At 75.9% G+C, this 13721-nt stretch carries 14 protein-coding genes; 8 read left to right on the top strand and 6 right to left on the bottom strand.

The genetic code is table 11. The annotated features are described in order from the left end of the window. Positions 1 to 6: 6 nt before the first annotated feature. The gene (locus tag BX285_RS23100; protein WP_121176997.1) at positions 7 to 468 is read left to right on the top strand and encodes an NUDIX hydrolase; all 462 of its coding nucleotides are present in this window, start codon (positions 7 to 9) and stop codon (positions 466 to 468) included. A gap of 576 nt (positions 469 to 1044) precedes the next feature. Here the strand turns inward: BX285_RS23100 and BX285_RS23095 are convergent. From BX285_RS23095 to BX285_RS38605, 3 genes are all read right to left on the bottom strand, one after another. Then, complete coding sequence (locus tag BX285_RS23095) at positions 1045 to 1572, bottom strand: cupin domain-containing protein (RefSeq protein WP_121176995.1); 528 nt, start codon at positions 1570 to 1572, stop codon at positions 1045 to 1047. Between the two features lie 162 nt (positions 1573 to 1734). Continuing rightward, complete coding sequence (locus BX285_RS23090) at positions 1735 to 2199, bottom strand: MarR family winged helix-turn-helix transcriptional regulator (RefSeq protein ID WP_097234517.1); 465 nt, start codon at positions 2197 to 2199, stop codon at positions 1735 to 1737. A 137-nt stretch (positions 2200 to 2336) separates the two neighbouring features. Next, entirely contained in the window at positions 2337 to 4565 is a 2229-nt protein-coding gene (locus BX285_RS38605) for a LysR substrate-binding domain-containing protein (RefSeq protein WP_147465217.1), read from the bottom strand. On the opposite strand from BX285_RS38605, the gene BX285_RS38600 reads away from it, so the two are divergent. The 4 genes from BX285_RS38600 to BX285_RS23065 all read left to right on the top strand — a co-directional run bounded on the left by BX285_RS38600 (position 4451) and on the right by BX285_RS23065 (position 7533). Next, positions 4451 to 5155 (top strand): NAD(P)-binding domain-containing protein, encoded by a 705-nt coding sequence (locus tag BX285_RS38600; protein ID WP_257032979.1) that lies wholly within the window; start codon positions 4451 to 4453, stop codon positions 5153 to 5155. The two genes, BX285_RS38605 and BX285_RS38600, sit on opposite strands and share 115 nt — an antisense overlap. Positions 5156 to 5339: 184 nt before the next feature. Then, positions 5340 to 6134 carry a BPL-N domain-containing protein gene (locus tag BX285_RS23075; RefSeq protein WP_183107147.1) on the top strand — a complete coding sequence of 265 codons (795 nt, stop codon included), beginning with the start codon at positions 5340 to 5342 and terminating at the stop codon, positions 6132 to 6134. A 377-nt stretch (positions 6135 to 6511) separates the two neighbouring features. Next, positions 6512 to 7285, top strand: coding sequence for a MerR family transcriptional regulator (locus BX285_RS23070; protein WP_121176990.1), 774 nt, complete (start codon positions 6512 to 6514; stop codon positions 7283 to 7285). 65 nt (positions 7286 to 7350) lie between these two features. Next, on the top strand, positions 7351 to 7533 hold the full coding sequence (locus tag BX285_RS23065) for a hypothetical protein (protein ID WP_121176987.1): 183 nt from the start codon (positions 7351 to 7353) through the stop codon (positions 7531 to 7533). A 75-nt stretch (positions 7534 to 7608) separates the two neighbouring features. Here the strand turns inward: BX285_RS23065 and BX285_RS23060 are convergent, their stop codons facing one another. Together BX285_RS23060 and BX285_RS23055 are read right to left on the bottom strand one after the other, a co-directional pair. Then, on the bottom strand, positions 7609 to 8025 hold the full coding sequence (locus tag BX285_RS23060; protein WP_121176984.1) for a VOC family protein: 417 nt from the start codon (positions 8023 to 8025) through the stop codon (positions 7609 to 7611). A 5-nt stretch (positions 8026 to 8030) separates the two neighbouring features. After that, positions 8031 to 8411 carry a helix-turn-helix transcriptional regulator gene (locus tag BX285_RS23055; RefSeq protein ID WP_218893151.1) on the bottom strand — a complete coding sequence of 127 codons (381 nt, stop codon included), beginning with the start codon at positions 8409 to 8411 and terminating at the stop codon, positions 8031 to 8033. A gap of 464 nt (positions 8412 to 8875) precedes the next feature. Between BX285_RS23055 and BX285_RS23050 the strand changes: the two genes are divergently transcribed. Both BX285_RS23050 and BX285_RS23045 read left to right on the top strand, forming a co-directional pair. Beyond that, positions 8876 to 9535 (top strand): carbonic anhydrase, encoded by a 660-nt coding sequence (locus tag BX285_RS23050; RefSeq protein WP_121176982.1) that lies wholly within the window; start codon positions 8876 to 8878, stop codon positions 9533 to 9535. A gap of 164 nt (positions 9536 to 9699) precedes the next feature. Further along, entirely contained in the window at positions 9700 to 10344 is a 645-nt protein-coding gene (locus BX285_RS23045; protein ID WP_097234526.1) for a flavin reductase family protein, read from the top strand. A 69-nt stretch (positions 10345 to 10413) separates the two neighbouring features. Here BX285_RS23045 and BX285_RS23040 read toward each other — a convergent pair whose 3' ends face one another. Beyond that, entirely contained in the window at positions 10414 to 11055 is a 642-nt protein-coding gene (locus BX285_RS23040; RefSeq protein ID WP_257032203.1) for a hypothetical protein, read from the bottom strand. A 1806-nt stretch (positions 11056 to 12861) separates the two neighbouring features. Here BX285_RS23040 and BX285_RS23035 point away from each other — a divergent pair. Further along, complete coding sequence (locus BX285_RS23035) at positions 12862 to 13284, top strand: hypothetical protein (RefSeq protein ID WP_121176979.1); 423 nt, start codon at positions 12862 to 12864, stop codon at positions 13282 to 13284. The last annotated feature ends 437 nt before the right edge of the window (positions 13285 to 13721 follow it).

Genomic DNA, 13721 nt, shown 5'->3' with positions numbered 1-13721 from the left:
GCTCCTATCCTCCTGCACATGAGTAACAGCGCCGGGAAGATCCAGTCAACGCCGCTCCACTCGGTGTCCGTCGCGGGGGTGGTGGTGCGCGAGGACGGGCGGGTGCTGGTGATTCGTCGGGCTGACAACGGGGCTTGGGAACCGCCGGGCGGGGTCCTGGAGTTGGCGGAGTCCGTTGAGGACGGCGTGCGTCGCGAGGTCTACGAGGAGACCGGGGTCAAGGTCGGCGTCGAGCGGCTGACCGGCGTCTACAAGAACATGAGCCGGGGGATCGTCGCCCTCGTCTTCCGCTGCCGACCGGAGAGCGAGGCGATGCGGCTCTCGGAAGAGTCGGTCGAGGTCGCTTGGCTCACACCGGCCGAGGTGTCCGAACGTATGGCCGAGGTCTATGCCGTGCGCGTCCTGGACGCGCTTCGGGGCGACAGCGCACCAAGTGTCCGGACCCATGACGGTCGACACCTGCTGTGACAAGGCGAAGGCCCCCATCGTGTGATGGGGGCCTTCGATGTCGCTCAGGCGATGGCGGTCTCGGGGGTCGGGGCTCGGGCGTCGATGACAGCCGCTCCCGTTGGCCAGGTGGACCGTGGTGCTCCGGGCGGCCTGGACGGTGGCCGGGGCCGCCAGGAACGATGCGCCGCACCGGCCGACAAACGATGGACGACGCGGCCGGGCCGCGTCGTCCATCGTTGGTTGACTGCCGTGGGGTGGCGGGGCCGGCACCCGGCCGGATGCCCGCCGACTCCCCGGGACACCGGCTGCTGCGACCACGGACGGTGACGTCCCGGGGCTCGGTACGCGGCCGGGTGCGGCCGTCGGCGGAGGTCCGCCGGCGGCCGCGGGTCGGCCGCTCAGCCGCTCAGCACTGGGGGCGGCGGCCGTGGTTGGCCCCGCGCCTGGCCCGGGCCTTCTTCTTGCGGCGGCGCTTCGACGACATGGCCACTCCTCTCGCAACCGGGGCACCCCCGGTCTTCCACCGTTCCACACCCGGCCCGGCCCGGCCCGTCGAGCGGCCCGGGCAGTGGCTGGGGGCCGTGGGGTCAGTGTTCAGGTGCGGGCGGCCAGGGCGGCGCGCCAGGCGGGGCTGTCGACGTAGTGGTTGTCGAAGCGCTCGCCGGAGGCGGCGATCGCCCCGGGTTCGGTCTCGCCGCGCATGACGCTGCCGAGCAGGCGCAGGTAGTCGAAACGGTCCATGCCGGGGGTGAACACGAACAGCACGTCGGCCTCGGCGCCCGGCGCGGCGGCGAAGGCGTGCGGGGTGTGCGGGGGCACGGCGAGGAAGTCGCCCTCGCCCAGGACGGTGGTCTCCTCGCCGACCAGCACCTCCAGCGAGCCGCCGATCACGAAGAACAGCTCCCAGGCCCGGGTGTGGAAGTGCGAGGGGGCGCCGGCGGCGCCGCGGGCGAAGCTGGAGCGGTAGACGGTGAAGCCGCCCTGGCCGGGGTCCGTCTCGGCGAGCAGGGTCATGGTGGAGCTGGGGTCGGCGCAGGTCTCGGCCTCGGCGCAGCGGGTCAGGACCGGGGCGGCGGCGCAGGCCTGGGCGGAGGTGGCGGGGGCGGGGTTCGTCGTCGTCATGTGATCAACCTACGGCCGGAAAGGCCCATGATCAGGTGGCAATCGGTGACCGTTTCCATGGGTCAATTCCCCCCAGTGCCCCGACGCCCCCGCTCCTCGCGCCTCAGCTCTCCCGCCCCCGCTCCCCCGCTCCCCTGTGTCCCCGCTCCCCCGTCCGGCGCCTCAGTCGGGCAGGTTCCCGTTGCCGCCCATGTTGGCCACCATGCGGCGCAGCACGTTGATGGTGGTGACGAAGTCGTCGGGGTCGATGCCTTCGTGGGCGCGTTCGTGGATGCGCAGGTTGCGGTCGCGGGCGCGCAGGCGTGCGGCTTCGCCGGCCTCGGTCAGGGTGAAGGCGCCGTCGGCGTCCTCGGTGAGCCAGCCGCGGGCGATCAGGTCGTCGTAGACGGTGTCGAAGGCGGTGTCCTGGTCGTCGTAGGGGGTGAGGCGCTGGGTGAGGGCCGTGCGGGTCCAGCCGCCGGGGCGGCCGGCCGCGTGGTTGAGCGTCCACCAGTGCGGCTGGGTCAGGCCTTCCACGGCGAGTTGCTCGCGCAGGGCGCCCACCACGCGGCGGTAGGTCTGCCCGCTCCAGGCGCCGATGGGCTGGGCGGCGATGACCTCCGGCGCGTACGTGTTGATCGTCGTCATGTCCTGTTCTCCTTCTGCCGGTCCGGTCCGGCCGCTGATCGCCTGGATGCGATCGACCGTAGGATCTCAAGCCGCCTTGAGGTCAAGGCCGCTCACGCCGGTCGGGCCGGCGCCGGACCCCGGTCCCGCCCGTCCGTTCAGACGCCCAGTGCGTTCCTGAGGTCCATCGCCCACATGCCTTCGCTGGTCTGCGGGACCGTCCGTCCCTCCTTGAGCATGGCCCGGCGAAGAGCGCTGTCCAGCTCCGAACTCCCGTGCTCCACACAGGCCTTGTGAAGCCTGACGAGGTGCTCGACGGGCGCGAAGGAGGCCACCGCCGTCAGCAGGGCCGAGCGCGCCTTTGCCTCCCCGCTCTCCCGGGAGAGGAAGTGGAAGAGGTCGACGGGCTTGCGCAGCCGGGCAAGCGCACGCTCGACGCTGGTGCTGTCGTACACCCGGCGCATCGCCTCGAACTCCTCGACGAGACGCATGACGTCCCGGACGGCGTAGCCCAGCACGGTCTGTTCGATGAGTCGTTCGGCTGCTTCGTCCTCGTCGGCGTCGCGCAGGTGGACGACCGCCGCGCAGATCCCCGCCAGGCCCCCCGGGCCGCCGCCCTCCCACACGGCCAGTTCGACATCCGTGGCGCACGAGAGCTGGTCGAGGGTTTCGACGGCCCGCTCCCGCAGCCTGAGCGCGGCCCTGGCCTGCCGGATCTGCTCTTCGAGCCGGGCTATGCGCTCAAGCGCGGCGTCCCGTTCCTCGGTCAGCATGCGGGCCTCCTCACGGCCGCGGGAGACCAGGTCCTCCAGGGCCTGCTCCGCGTCCTGGCGCCGGACGCGCTCGTCCTGGAGTTCCTGCTTGAGGTCGGCCAACTCCTGGACGGCCCGGGCGCGGTGGCGGTAGAGGTCCTCGCGGGCGGTGGCGAGCTCGAACTCGCGGGCCTGCAGCGGGCTCCGCTCGCACGCCGCCGCGTACATCAGCGCCCGGGTCTGCGCGACCTCCTGCGGCGAGACCTCCCCGCCCTCGCACGCGGCCGCCAGCCGGTGCAGCCGTTGCGCGATCTCGCGGCGGGGCACCTCCCGGCCGTTGAGGAACTTCGACAGCCGGGTCCGGTCGACGCGGATCCCGTCCCCGCTCAGCCGCTCGGCCAACTCCTGCGAGGACAGGCCGATCCGCTCCCGCAGCTCCCGCAGGCGCTGCGCGCAGCGCCGCTCCGGCTCCGACAGCCGTTCGTCCAGCGGGGCCAGCCCCCGCCGTACGGGCATCTGCTCCCGCGTCACGCACGCCCTCCTCGGTGTTGCACGGCCGGCATGGTGCGTCCGTTCGCCGCAAGTCGAGGTTGCGGCCTGCCGCAACTGCCGTGCAGGCCATTGTGCTGGGGGACGTACCGAGTTGTCCCGATCCCCGGAGATCCACGTGAGCCGACAGCAGCGTTCCGCCCGCCCGTTCCTGGAGTTGCGTGTGGGCGGGCTGCGCCTGACCCTGCAGTCCCGGCCCCGCCGCCTGCTCCTGCTGCTGGGCCCCGCGCTCAGCACCCTGGCCGGCGTCCTCGCCCTGCGCCGGTAGGAGCGGCCCCCGCCCGCTCCCCCTGCGGCCTCTCCCGGCAGGGCTGTGAACGCCTCCACCGCCGGCGCCGCACGCCGGCCCTTCCTCGTCGCCGTGTGGACGTGGCGGACAGGGGTGCCGCCGGGGCGCAGGGGGGTGAGGGCAATGTCGGGGCGGGCGGCGCGGGCGGCACGGGCGGCACGGGCGGCGCGGGCGGCGCGGGCGGCGAGGAAGGGGATCAGGGTGAGGCCCAACCCGGCGGCGACCAGGCCGAGTTCGGCGCTCCAGGCGGCGGCCGTGTCCTCGATGCGGGGCTGGAAGCCGCTGCGCAGGCAGGCCGCGAGGAGGGTGGCCTCGGCCTGGCGGTGGGCCGGCGGCAGGAAGGCCGGCACCGGGTCCTGCGGCAGCGGGTGCAGGGCGAACTTCTCGCTGTCGTAGGCGGCTTGCGCGTAGCAGGCGACGACCGCGAGGTCGATCGCGCCGTCGTCGAGCAGGTCCAGCAGGTGGGCCGAGAGGCCTTCGGTGAGGCTGATCGCGACCTGCGGGTGTGCGGTGCGGAAGGCGGCGGGGACGAGGGCGGCGTTGGCGCTGTCGAAGGCGCCCACCCGCAGGCACCCGGCGGTGAGTTCGGTGAGCGCGGCCAGGTCGCTGCGGGTGGCGCCGAGGCGTTCCGGCATCGCCTCGGCGTGCGGAAGCAGGGTGCGGCCGTGTCCGGTCAGGCGCACTGCGCGGGCCAGGCAGTCGAACAGCGCGGTACCCGACTCGCCTTCCCGGGTGGCGACCTGCCGGGAGATCGCGGACCGGGGGAACCGCTCCCCCGGCCGCGCCGACGGCCTCACCCGGGCCGCCCTCACCGTCACCCCCACCACCGGGGCCGCTCCCGGGGCCGCTCCCGGGGCCGCTCTCGGGGCCGCTCTCGGGGCCGGGGGCGTCACCGAGGCCGCCACGCCCGGCGGTTCGCCCCGGAGCCGGCGCCGGGCACCCGTGGATCGACATGTCCTCGATCGGCCCGCGGGCCGTCGCCGGGCTGCGGGCACAACGTCCGTACGGCGTCGCCCTGGTGGATGCGCCGGTGATCGGCAGTGCGGGACCGGCGGCCACCGGCGACCTGATGGTCCCCGCGGGCGGCAAGGACGCCGACCCGGACCGCGCGCAGCCCGTCCTGGAGCAGCGGGGCAGGGTGCGGCGCTGCGGCGCTGCGGCGGACAGGGTGCGGCGCTGCGGCGGGCCGGGGGCGGGGGCGGCGTGGAAGCTGGTGGTGGTGATCGGCGCGATCGTCGCCTCGGTGACGGTGGCCGGTGAAGTGCTGGCGATGGCCGGGGAGTTGGGCGCTTTGCAGGAGCCGGCCCGCGAGGTGCGGCCGGCGGATGCGCCGATCGCCGAGCAGGACCTGCCGGCGGTGGCGGGCTGCCTGCCCGGAAACCGGTAACTGCCCTGCCTGCCCGCACCGTTGGCAGCCGGACCGGTCGTCAACGCGGGCGCGGCGGACCCACCCGATCGTGGCCCGGGTTCGCGGCGGGCCGCGGGCGGGACGTAGCGTCGTCGCGGCAGGCGGTTCGCGGCCCCGGGGAGGAGTGGCGCGGGTGCGGGGTGGGCGGGTGCGGGGTGGTCGGGTGCGGGCTGCGCTGGCGGTGGTGCTGGCGGTGGTGGCGGCGGGCTGCGGGGGCTCCCCCGGCGGGGACGGGCAGGCGCAGCCGGCGGACGGCCGGCCGCTGGCGCTGGTGTACCGGGGGCCGGCAGCCTGCGAGGGCTGTCCGGAGGCGGCGCGCACGATGCTGGAGCACGGCGGGTTCGCGGTGCGCTACGTGGGGCCGCGGGAGCGGCTGCGGTTCGGCCCGTCCGCGCTGGCGGGCGTGGCGCTGTACGTGCAGCCCGGTGGCAGCAACGGGCAGGAGGTGAGCACCGCGTGGGAGCTGCTGGGGCGCGAGAGCGGCTTCTCCCCGGAGCTGGTGCGGGCCTATGTGCGCGGCGGCGGGCGGTACCTGGGGCTGTGCATGGGCGGTTACCTGGCCGGCGACCCGGGCTTCGACCTGCTGCCGGGCGACTCCGGGCAGTACGTGCGCTCGCCGGGCGCGAGCGTGAGCGACGAGCGGGACCGGCTGGTCGACGTGCTGTGGCGCGGGCGCCCGCAGCGGATGTACTTCCAGGACGGGCCGTACTTCGACGTCGACGGCCCCGGCACCCAGGTCCTCGCCCGCTACCCGGGCGGGCGCCCGGCCGTGGTCGTCGCCCCGTACGGTGCCGGGCGGGTGGCGGTCAGCGGCCCGCACCCGGAGGCCCCGGGCGACTGGTACCGCGACTACGGCCTGCCCGACGAGTCCGAGGCCGGCCTCGCCCTGGGCGAGGACCTGCTGCGCACCCTGACGGGCGAGGCCGCGCCCGGCGCGGCGCCGGCCCCCTCCCCCTGAGCCCGCACGGCCGCAACGGGCGGGCCGCAACGGGCGGGCCGCAACGGGCGGGCCGCAACGGGCGTGCGGAACGGGCGTGCCGCAACGGGCGGGCGCCGGCGACCCGGCCGCCGGGGGCGTTGTCCGTCAGGAACCAGCCGTCGAGGTCGCGGGCGAGCGCGGGGTCGTGGACGGTGGACCGGTCGTGGCAGCCGCCGAACGGGCGGCAGTGGCCCTGTTCGGGGCCGAACGCCGGGGCGGCGCACGGCGCAGTGCAGCCCGTCGGCGCCGACGGCCGGGGCGAAGCGGCGGGCGGGGGGGGTTTCTCGCATAGGGAGGTCCGGGCCTGAGGCACCCGGGCTTGCACCTGACGCGACGTGAGGAGGGATGCTCGTGCCATGCCCACCGAACAGACCTGGAAGGTCGGCCCGCTCGCCGAGGCCTGCGGCCTGACCGTACGCACCCTGCACCACTGGGACCGGATCGGCCTGCTCAGCCCCTCCCGGCGCACCGCCTCCGGCCACCGCGCCTACACCGAACAGGACGTCGTGCGCCTCTACCAGGTCCTCGCCCTGCGCCGCCTGGGCCTGGGCCTGGAGACCATCGCCACCTGCCTCGACGCCGGCATCGACCCCGTGCGGCTGGTGGGCGAGCACCTGGCCGCCACCGAGGCCTCCCTCACCGCCCTGCAGACCCTGCACGAACGCCTCGCCCACCTGCACGGCGAACTCACCGCCTCACGCACCCCCGACACCGCCGACCTGCTGCGCCTGGTCCGGGCCACCGGCGCCACCGGATCCACCGGCCCCGCCGCCCAGGAGGCCCTGCGCCGCCACCTCGACGACGACCAGCTGCACGCCCTCGCCGACCACGCCGCCGCCCTCGGCCCCGCCGCCCACTACCTGCTGGAGGTCGAATGGCCCCAGCTCTACCGGCGCGCCGAAGCCCTGCGCACCGCCGGCACCGCCCCCACCGACCCCCGGGTGCGGCGCATCGCCGAACGCCTCGACGAACTCGCCCGCCTCTTCAGCGGCGGCGACACCACCCTGTCGAGCGCCGTGCGCACCGCCTGGCGCGAGGACCCCGCCGCGATGTCCGGCGACCCCCATGCCCCCGCCGACGCCTGGGCCGCGCTGCGCACCTTCCTCGACCGGGCCCGCCAGGCCTCATGACCGCCACCGGCCCGCACACCGGCCCGCCCGAAGACCCGCCCGCCGCGATGCCCGCAGGAGCACCGATGATGCTCCGTCACCCGCACCCGCACCCGCACCCGGGCGCAGGCCTGGCCACCGTCTGGCCCGTCCTCGCCCCGGCGATCCTGGCCGCGGGGGCCGGGCTCCTGCCGTGGTCGGTGCTTGCCGCCCTCACGGTGGCCCAGGTCCTGCTGGCCTGCCTGCGCACCCACCGGCCGGGCCCCTGACCACTGACCACTGACCGCGCGCCGGCTGCCCCGGCCCGGCCCCACGGGGGTGGACCGGACCGGGGCGGTGGGCGGTCAGGCCGTGCGGGGCTGGTTGAAGCGCAGCATGTTGCCCGCCGGGTCGCGGAAGGCGCAGTCGCGCACGCCGTAGGGCTGGTCCATGGGTTCCTGGAGGACTTCGGCGCCGGCCGCGCGCAGGCGTTCGAAGGTGGCGTCGCAGTCGTCGGTACGGAAGATGACGCCGCGCAGCAGGCCCTTGGCGAGGAGTTCGGCGGCGGCCCGGCGGTCGTCCTGGGAGGCGTTGGGGTCGGCCAGCGGCGGCTCCAGCACGATCTCGACACCGGGCTGGTCGGGCGAGCCGACGGTGACCCAGCGCATGCCCTCGAAGCCGACGTCGTTGCGCACCTCGAAGCCGAGGACGTCGCGGTAGAAGGCGAGGGCCCGGTCGTGGTCGTCGACGGCGATGAAGCACTGCGCGAGTTCGATGCTCATGGGGCTCACGCTACGGGAGGGATCCCGCCGCTGGCTTGCGGGCGGCGCACCGGGCGGGTGCGGATCTTGGCGATGCAGGCGGGGATCGCGGCGCCGTCCTCGTGGTCGCGGGCCCGGTAGGCGCTGGGGCTCTCGCCGACGAGTTCGGCGAAGCGGGTACTGAAGGAGCCCAGCGACGTGCAGCCGACCGCCAGGCAGACCTCGGTGACGCTCAGGTCCCCGCGCCGCAGCAGCGCCTTGGCCCGCTCGATCCGGCGGGTCATCAGGTAGCTGTACGGGGTCTCGCCGTAGGCGGCGCGGAAGCTGCGGGAGAAGTGGCCGGGCGACATCAGCGCGGTGCGGGCGAGCGCCGGCACGTCGAGGGGCTGCGCGTAGTCGCGGTCCATCCGGTCGCGGGCCCGGCGCAGCCGCACGAGGTCGGCGACGGGCACCCGAACCGGGCGGGGCTCGGAGGTGGGGCGGGGCTCGGAGGCCGGGCGGGGCTCGGAGGCCGGGCGGGGCTCGGAGGCCGGGCGGGGCTCGGAGGCCGGGCGGGGCTCGGAGGCCGGGCGGGGCTCGGGGGCGGACACGCCTGCCACCGTACCCACCGGCGGTGACAGACGGGCCTCCCCGTCCGGCGCGGCCCGCCTGCGCCCGCCCCACCGCGCCGACCACCCCGGGGGACGGCCCGAGGGACGGCCCGGGGGACGGCCCGGCCGGCCGGGCGCAGGGGACAGCAGGGCACCGGGCGTCCTGGCCCTGCGCAGCCCCGTGGCAACCCGCCCGCGGCCGACCAGCACCGACCGGCACCGCCCGGCCCCCGCCCGGCCCCCGGCTGCGGGCCCGACCTGGGACGATCTAGGGTGCTGGCATGATCCCCACACCGATATCCGGCCCCACGGCGGCCTCCGATCCCGATCCGATATCCGACCCCGGCGAGGCGCTGCGGGTGCTGCTGGAGGGCAACGCCCGGTTCGTCGCGGGCAACCCGGAGCATCCCAACCAGGACGCCGGGCGCCGGGCCGCGCTCGCGCCGGCGCAGCGGCCGTTCGCGGTGCTGTTCGGCTGTTCGGACTCCCGCCTGGCCGCCGAGATCATCTTCGACCAGGGGCTCGGCGACCTGTTCGTGGTACGTACCGCCGGGCACGTGACGGGTGCGGAGGCGCTGGGCAGCATCGAGTACGGGGTGAGCGTGCTGGGCTGTGCGCTGGTGGTGGTGCTGGGGCACGACTCCTGTGGTGCGGTGGCGGCGGCGCTGGACTCGCTGGAGCAGGGGCGGATGCCGGGCGGCTTCGTGCGGGACGTGGTGGAGCGGGTGACGCCGAGCGTGCTGTCCGCGAAGGCGGCGGGCATCGAGGACCGGGACGCGATCGTGGACGAGCACATCCGTCAGACGGTGGACCTGCTGGTGGAGCGTTCCCAGGCGCTGGCGGCGAAGGTCGCCCAGGGCACGGTGGCGGTGGTGGGCCTGTCCTACCGGCTGCGTGACGGCCAGGCCCGTCAGGTCGCCGCCCGGGGACCGGTGAGCTGACAGGCCGACCGGTCCGTCAGCGGCGGGCGGCAGGCGGCGGGCGGCGGGGCGGCGGGTGGCGGGAACTGGATGTCCGATCCCCGCCAGCGCCGCCGGGCGGGCGGGGGCAGAGTCGGTGGCCGACGACAGTCCCCTCCCCCGACCCCCCAAGGACGGCAGTTCCCGTGCACAAGGTGACCGACCTCAAGGTCCTGTACTTCGGCACCCCGGTGGTGCTGATCGGCTCGCGCAACGAGGACGGCAGCGCCAACCTCGCGCCGATGTCCTCGGCGTGGTGGCTGGGGCAGTCCTGCGTGCTGGGGCTGGGCAACAGTTCCCAGACCTCGGCCAACCTGCGGCGCGAGGGCGAGTGCGTGCTGAACCTGCCCTCCTCGGCGCAGGTGGACGCCGTGGACGCCCTGGCGCTGCTGACCGCCAACCCGCGCATCGCCGAGTACCGGCTGCGCCAGGGCTACCGCCACGAGCGGGGCAAGTTCGCCGCGGCCGGGCTGACCGAGGTGGCGGGCGAGCTGGTGCGGGCACCGCGGGCGGCCGAGTGCCCGGTGCAGCTGGAGTGCCGGCTGGAGGCGGCGACGCCGATGGCGGGCAACGAGGGCTGTACGGCCTTCGAGGTCACGGTCGTGCGCGCGCACGTCGAGGAGAGCCTGATCGTGCCGGGCACCGGCCACTACGTGGACCCGCTCGGCTGGGACCCGCTGATCATGAAGTTCTGCGAGTTCTTCGGCGGCGGCCGGCGCCTGGCCCCCTCACGGCTGGCCCAGGGCTGGCGGATGCCCGGGCGGATGCCCGCGCCGGCCGGCACCCGGTGACAGCCGGCCACCGGTGACGGCCGGCACCCGGTGACGGCCGGCCACCGGCCGCCTGCGCCAAAGGGGCGGTCAGGGTGCGACGCTCTGCCCGCAGGAGTCGCACACCCGGGTGGCCGGCAGTTCCAGGAAGCAGTTCGGGCAGATCGCCGGCGGCCGCGGCGCAGCGGCCGCAGCCGAGACGGAGGCGGCGGCGTGCGCGGAGGTGCGGGTGGTGGTGGCGGCCGTCTTGCGCTGCAGTGCGGCGCGCAGGCGCGGGGCGAGGGCGGGGGTGCCGCCGTCGGCGGGCAGGTCGGCGCCGAAGTGCCGGTAGCAGGCCAGGCGGGCGGCGGCGGCGTGCTGTTCGCGGTCCATCTCCTGCGCGAGCGGCGGCTGTCCGGCCACCGCCAGCACCTCCTGGTAGCCGGCGCCGACCTTGCCGTCCGCCGCGTGGACCACCAGAGCCGTCAGCGGCGGGTCGCCGCGCCGGTGGGCTTCGAGGACCACCAGGGACAGGACCTTGCCGATCCAGTGCCGCTGGTTGACCCGGGTACGCACCCCGGAGGCCTCCTGGACCGCCTCGGCCAGGTCCGCGGAAGTGATCACCGCGTGGTAGCGGCGTGCCACCTCCACCAGAGCGGGGTAGGCCGCCCTGGTCCACACGATCTGTGCCTGGGAGGCGCTGACGGCCGCACCGTCCGACACCCGCCAGTAGCTGCGCTGCTGCTCCGTCATCCGCCCGCCCTGTCCGCCTCGTCCCAAGGCCCTGCCCAGAGCGAGGCTACCCGGCACCGGGACCGCACGGACGGCCGGGGCCCTGCCGGGCAGGTGCCGGGGCCCTGCCGGGAGGTGCCGGGGCCTGCCGGGAGGTGCCGGTGGCCTGCCGGTGGCCTGCCGGGAGGTGCGGGGGCTTGACTTCAAGTCCTGTTGAAGTTGTCGAATGGCGGGCGACCGCACCCGTACGGGCACGTCCGCGGTCGATGCCCCCGCCCGTACGGAACCCGGACCCGGGGCCGGGGCCGCCGTCTTTCGATCGTGCCGTCGGCGGCCCCGGCCCCCGGCCTTGTCCGGCACCCCGGGCGCCGAAGGGACGGCCGGCGGTCGCCGGCAAAAGCGCTCGCCCAGGGATGGGCGCGGCGCGGGCATGATCGGCCGGCGGGTCTTCCCCTGCTGCCGGCCGCCGTCGAGCGCGGCGGCGACACCACGGTCTTCGAAAGTGCTGGAGGACGCGCGCGGGTTCACCGACGAGGACGGCACCGCGCTGCCGGCGCCCGCCGCGTACGCCGGGCGCCCGGAGGCCGCCCGGGAGCTCGTCGTGCGCTGGGACGTCGACCCGGCCCGCCCCTGGGCCGGCGCCGTCGACCCCGTCACCTGGGCCGCCGGGAACGGCGCCTACCGGACCCTGGACGCGCCGCTGCCCCCCGTGCGCGACCCGCCGGACGCCGACAGCCCGCACCGGCGCACGCTGCGCATGGCCCTGGCCGCCCTGGCGGCCCGGGCCGGGGCGGTGCGGGCTGTCGGCGTTGTGGGCGGTCGTCACCGCTGTGGAGGCGAGGCTCGGTATCCACCACCCGCCGGACGAGCTGATGGCCCGCGCCCTGGTCCACGCCGACCCCGGCCACGACGACTGGCACGAGTCGCTGTGCCGGATCGCCTTTGCGCAGAGCCAGGAGATGTTCGACTGGGCCCGCGCGGCCGCCGAAGACACCCTCGACGACAGCAGCGACAGCGACAGCGACGGCGACAGCGGCAGCGACGACGACGACGGCGGCAACGACGGCGACGACGGCGACAGCAGCGGCAACGACGGCAGCGGCAGCGACGGCGGCAGCGACGCGGCAGCGACGGCGACAGCGGCAGCGACGACGGCGGCAGCAGCAGCGACAGCGACGGCAGCGGCAGCGACGGCGACGGCGGCGGGGCGCTGGGCCGTAGGCGCTTCGCGCTCGACGCGATCGACTTCCTGGGGTACGGCTTCAACCCCGAGGTCGAGGGCGAACCGCCGTACGCCCGGGAGGCAGCCGCGTTCCTGCGCCCGCTGCCGGCACCGAACGCGACCCGTACGCCCTGCGAGCCGCCGTCGTCTCCCCCTTCACCGGCTACCGGGATCGTCGGCAGTGCTCCGCCGTTCACAGCGGTGGTGAAGCCGACTTTCCCGCGTCAGCGGGTCAGAAAGAGCCGCTTCGCCGTCACGGCGCAACGGCGTCAGGTACCGCCGACGGGTCAGGTACCGCTGGACGGGCGGGAACGCAACCCTCGGGTTCGAAAGACCTGTGGAGACCAGGTAAGACCAGCGCAAGCGTCGGCACAGGTCGGTGAAGCAGGATAGCCACGGTCGTGCCGCACTCTGCGGCACGGGCCGCAATCCTCGGGCCTCAGCCCGAGGAGCGCGTCCATGCACGCGCGAGGACCGGCGGCCGTCCCGGCCCACGCCGGCCACCGCGCCCCGGACGTACACGGGGCCGTCGCCCGGGCGCTGCCCGCTCTCACGGCCCAGCGCCCCCACGCCTGGCCGCCCTGCTGCGCCTGGCCGACGACCCGGTGGAGCACATCCGGACGAGCGCGCTGCACGGCCTGGCCCGCTGCGACACCGACTCCCCGGCGCTACGCGCCGTGCTGGCGGCCCGCCTCGCGGACCCTCACGTCGACGCCCGTCTGGAAGCCGCCGCCGCGCTGGCCCTGCGCGGCGACGCACGCGGCACGGCGACCCTGGAGGAGATCCGGGCCGGCCTGAGGAACCACCGCAGCCCGGGCGCCGGGCGCCGGGAAGACCTCCACTACCAACTGCGCGCCCGCACCTCCGGTGCACGAGCAGCACCGGTGCATGAGCGGATGCCGGTGCGTGAGCGGATGCCGGTGTCCGGGCGGCACCCGGGCCCGGTCCCGGGGCCGTGTGCGGTGCCGGTGCGTGAGCGGATGCCGGTGCATGAGCAGCGCCGGTGCGTGAGCAGCGCCGGTGCGTGAGCGGATGCCGGTGTCCGGGCGGCACCTGGGCCCGGTCCCGGGGCCGTGTGCGGTGCCGGTGCGTGAGCGGATGCCGGTGCGTGAGCAGCGCCGGTGCGTGAGCGGGTGCCGGTGTCCGGGCGGCACCTGGGCCCGGTCCCGGGGCCGTGTGCGGTGCCCCGTCCCGGGGCCGTGTGCGGTGCCGGTACGTGAGCGGATGCCGGTGTCCGGGCGGCACCCGGGCCCGGTCCCGGGGCCGTATGCGGTGCCCCGTCCCGGGGCCGTGTGCGGTGCCGGTACGTGAGCGGATGCCGGTACGTGAGCGGGCGCCGGTGCATGAGCAGCACCGGTGCATGAGCGGATGCCGGTGCGTGAGCGGGTGCCCGGTGTCCGGGCGGCACCTGGGCCCGGGGCCGTGTGCGGTGCCCGGTCCCGGGGCCGTGTTCGGTGCCGGTGCG

This window comes from Streptomyces sp. 1114.5, from assembly GCF_003635085.1.
Taxonomy (GTDB): domain Bacteria; phylum Actinomycetota; class Actinomycetes; order Streptomycetales; family Streptomycetaceae; genus Kitasatospora.
The sequence above is the reverse complement of the archived record's forward strand: the minus strand, read 5'-3'. Positions and strand labels throughout refer to the sequence as shown.

Coding starts and splice junctions, on each gene's coding strand:
- BX285_RS23095 (WP_121176995.1), bottom strand. CDS start 1,572: ATGACGACGACGAACCCCGCCCCCGCCACCTCCGCCCAGGCCTGCGCC.
- BX285_RS23090 (WP_097234517.1), bottom strand. CDS start 2,199: ATGACGACGATCAACACGTACGCGCCGGAGGTCATCGCCGCCCAGCCC.
- BX285_RS23070 (WP_121176990.1), top strand. CDS start 6,512: ATGCCCACCGAACAGACCTGGAAGGTCGGCCCGCTCGCCGAGGCCTGC.
- BX285_RS23065 (WP_121176987.1), top strand. CDS start 7,351: ATGATGCTCCGTCACCCGCACCCGCACCCGCACCCGGGCGCAGGCCTG.
- BX285_RS23060 (WP_121176984.1), bottom strand. CDS start 8,025: ATGAGCATCGAACTCGCGCAGTGCTTCATCGCCGTCGACGACCACGAC.
- BX285_RS23055 (WP_218893151.1), bottom strand. CDS start 8,411: ATGGACCGCGACTACGCGCAGCCCCTCGACGTGCCGGCGCTCGCCCGC.
- BX285_RS23050 (WP_121176982.1), top strand. CDS start 8,876: ATGATCCCCACACCGATATCCGGCCCCACGGCGGCCTCCGATCCCGAT.
- BX285_RS23040 (WP_257032203.1), bottom strand. CDS start 11,055: ATGACGGAGCAGCAGCGCAGCTACTGGCGGGTGTCGGACGGTGCGGCC.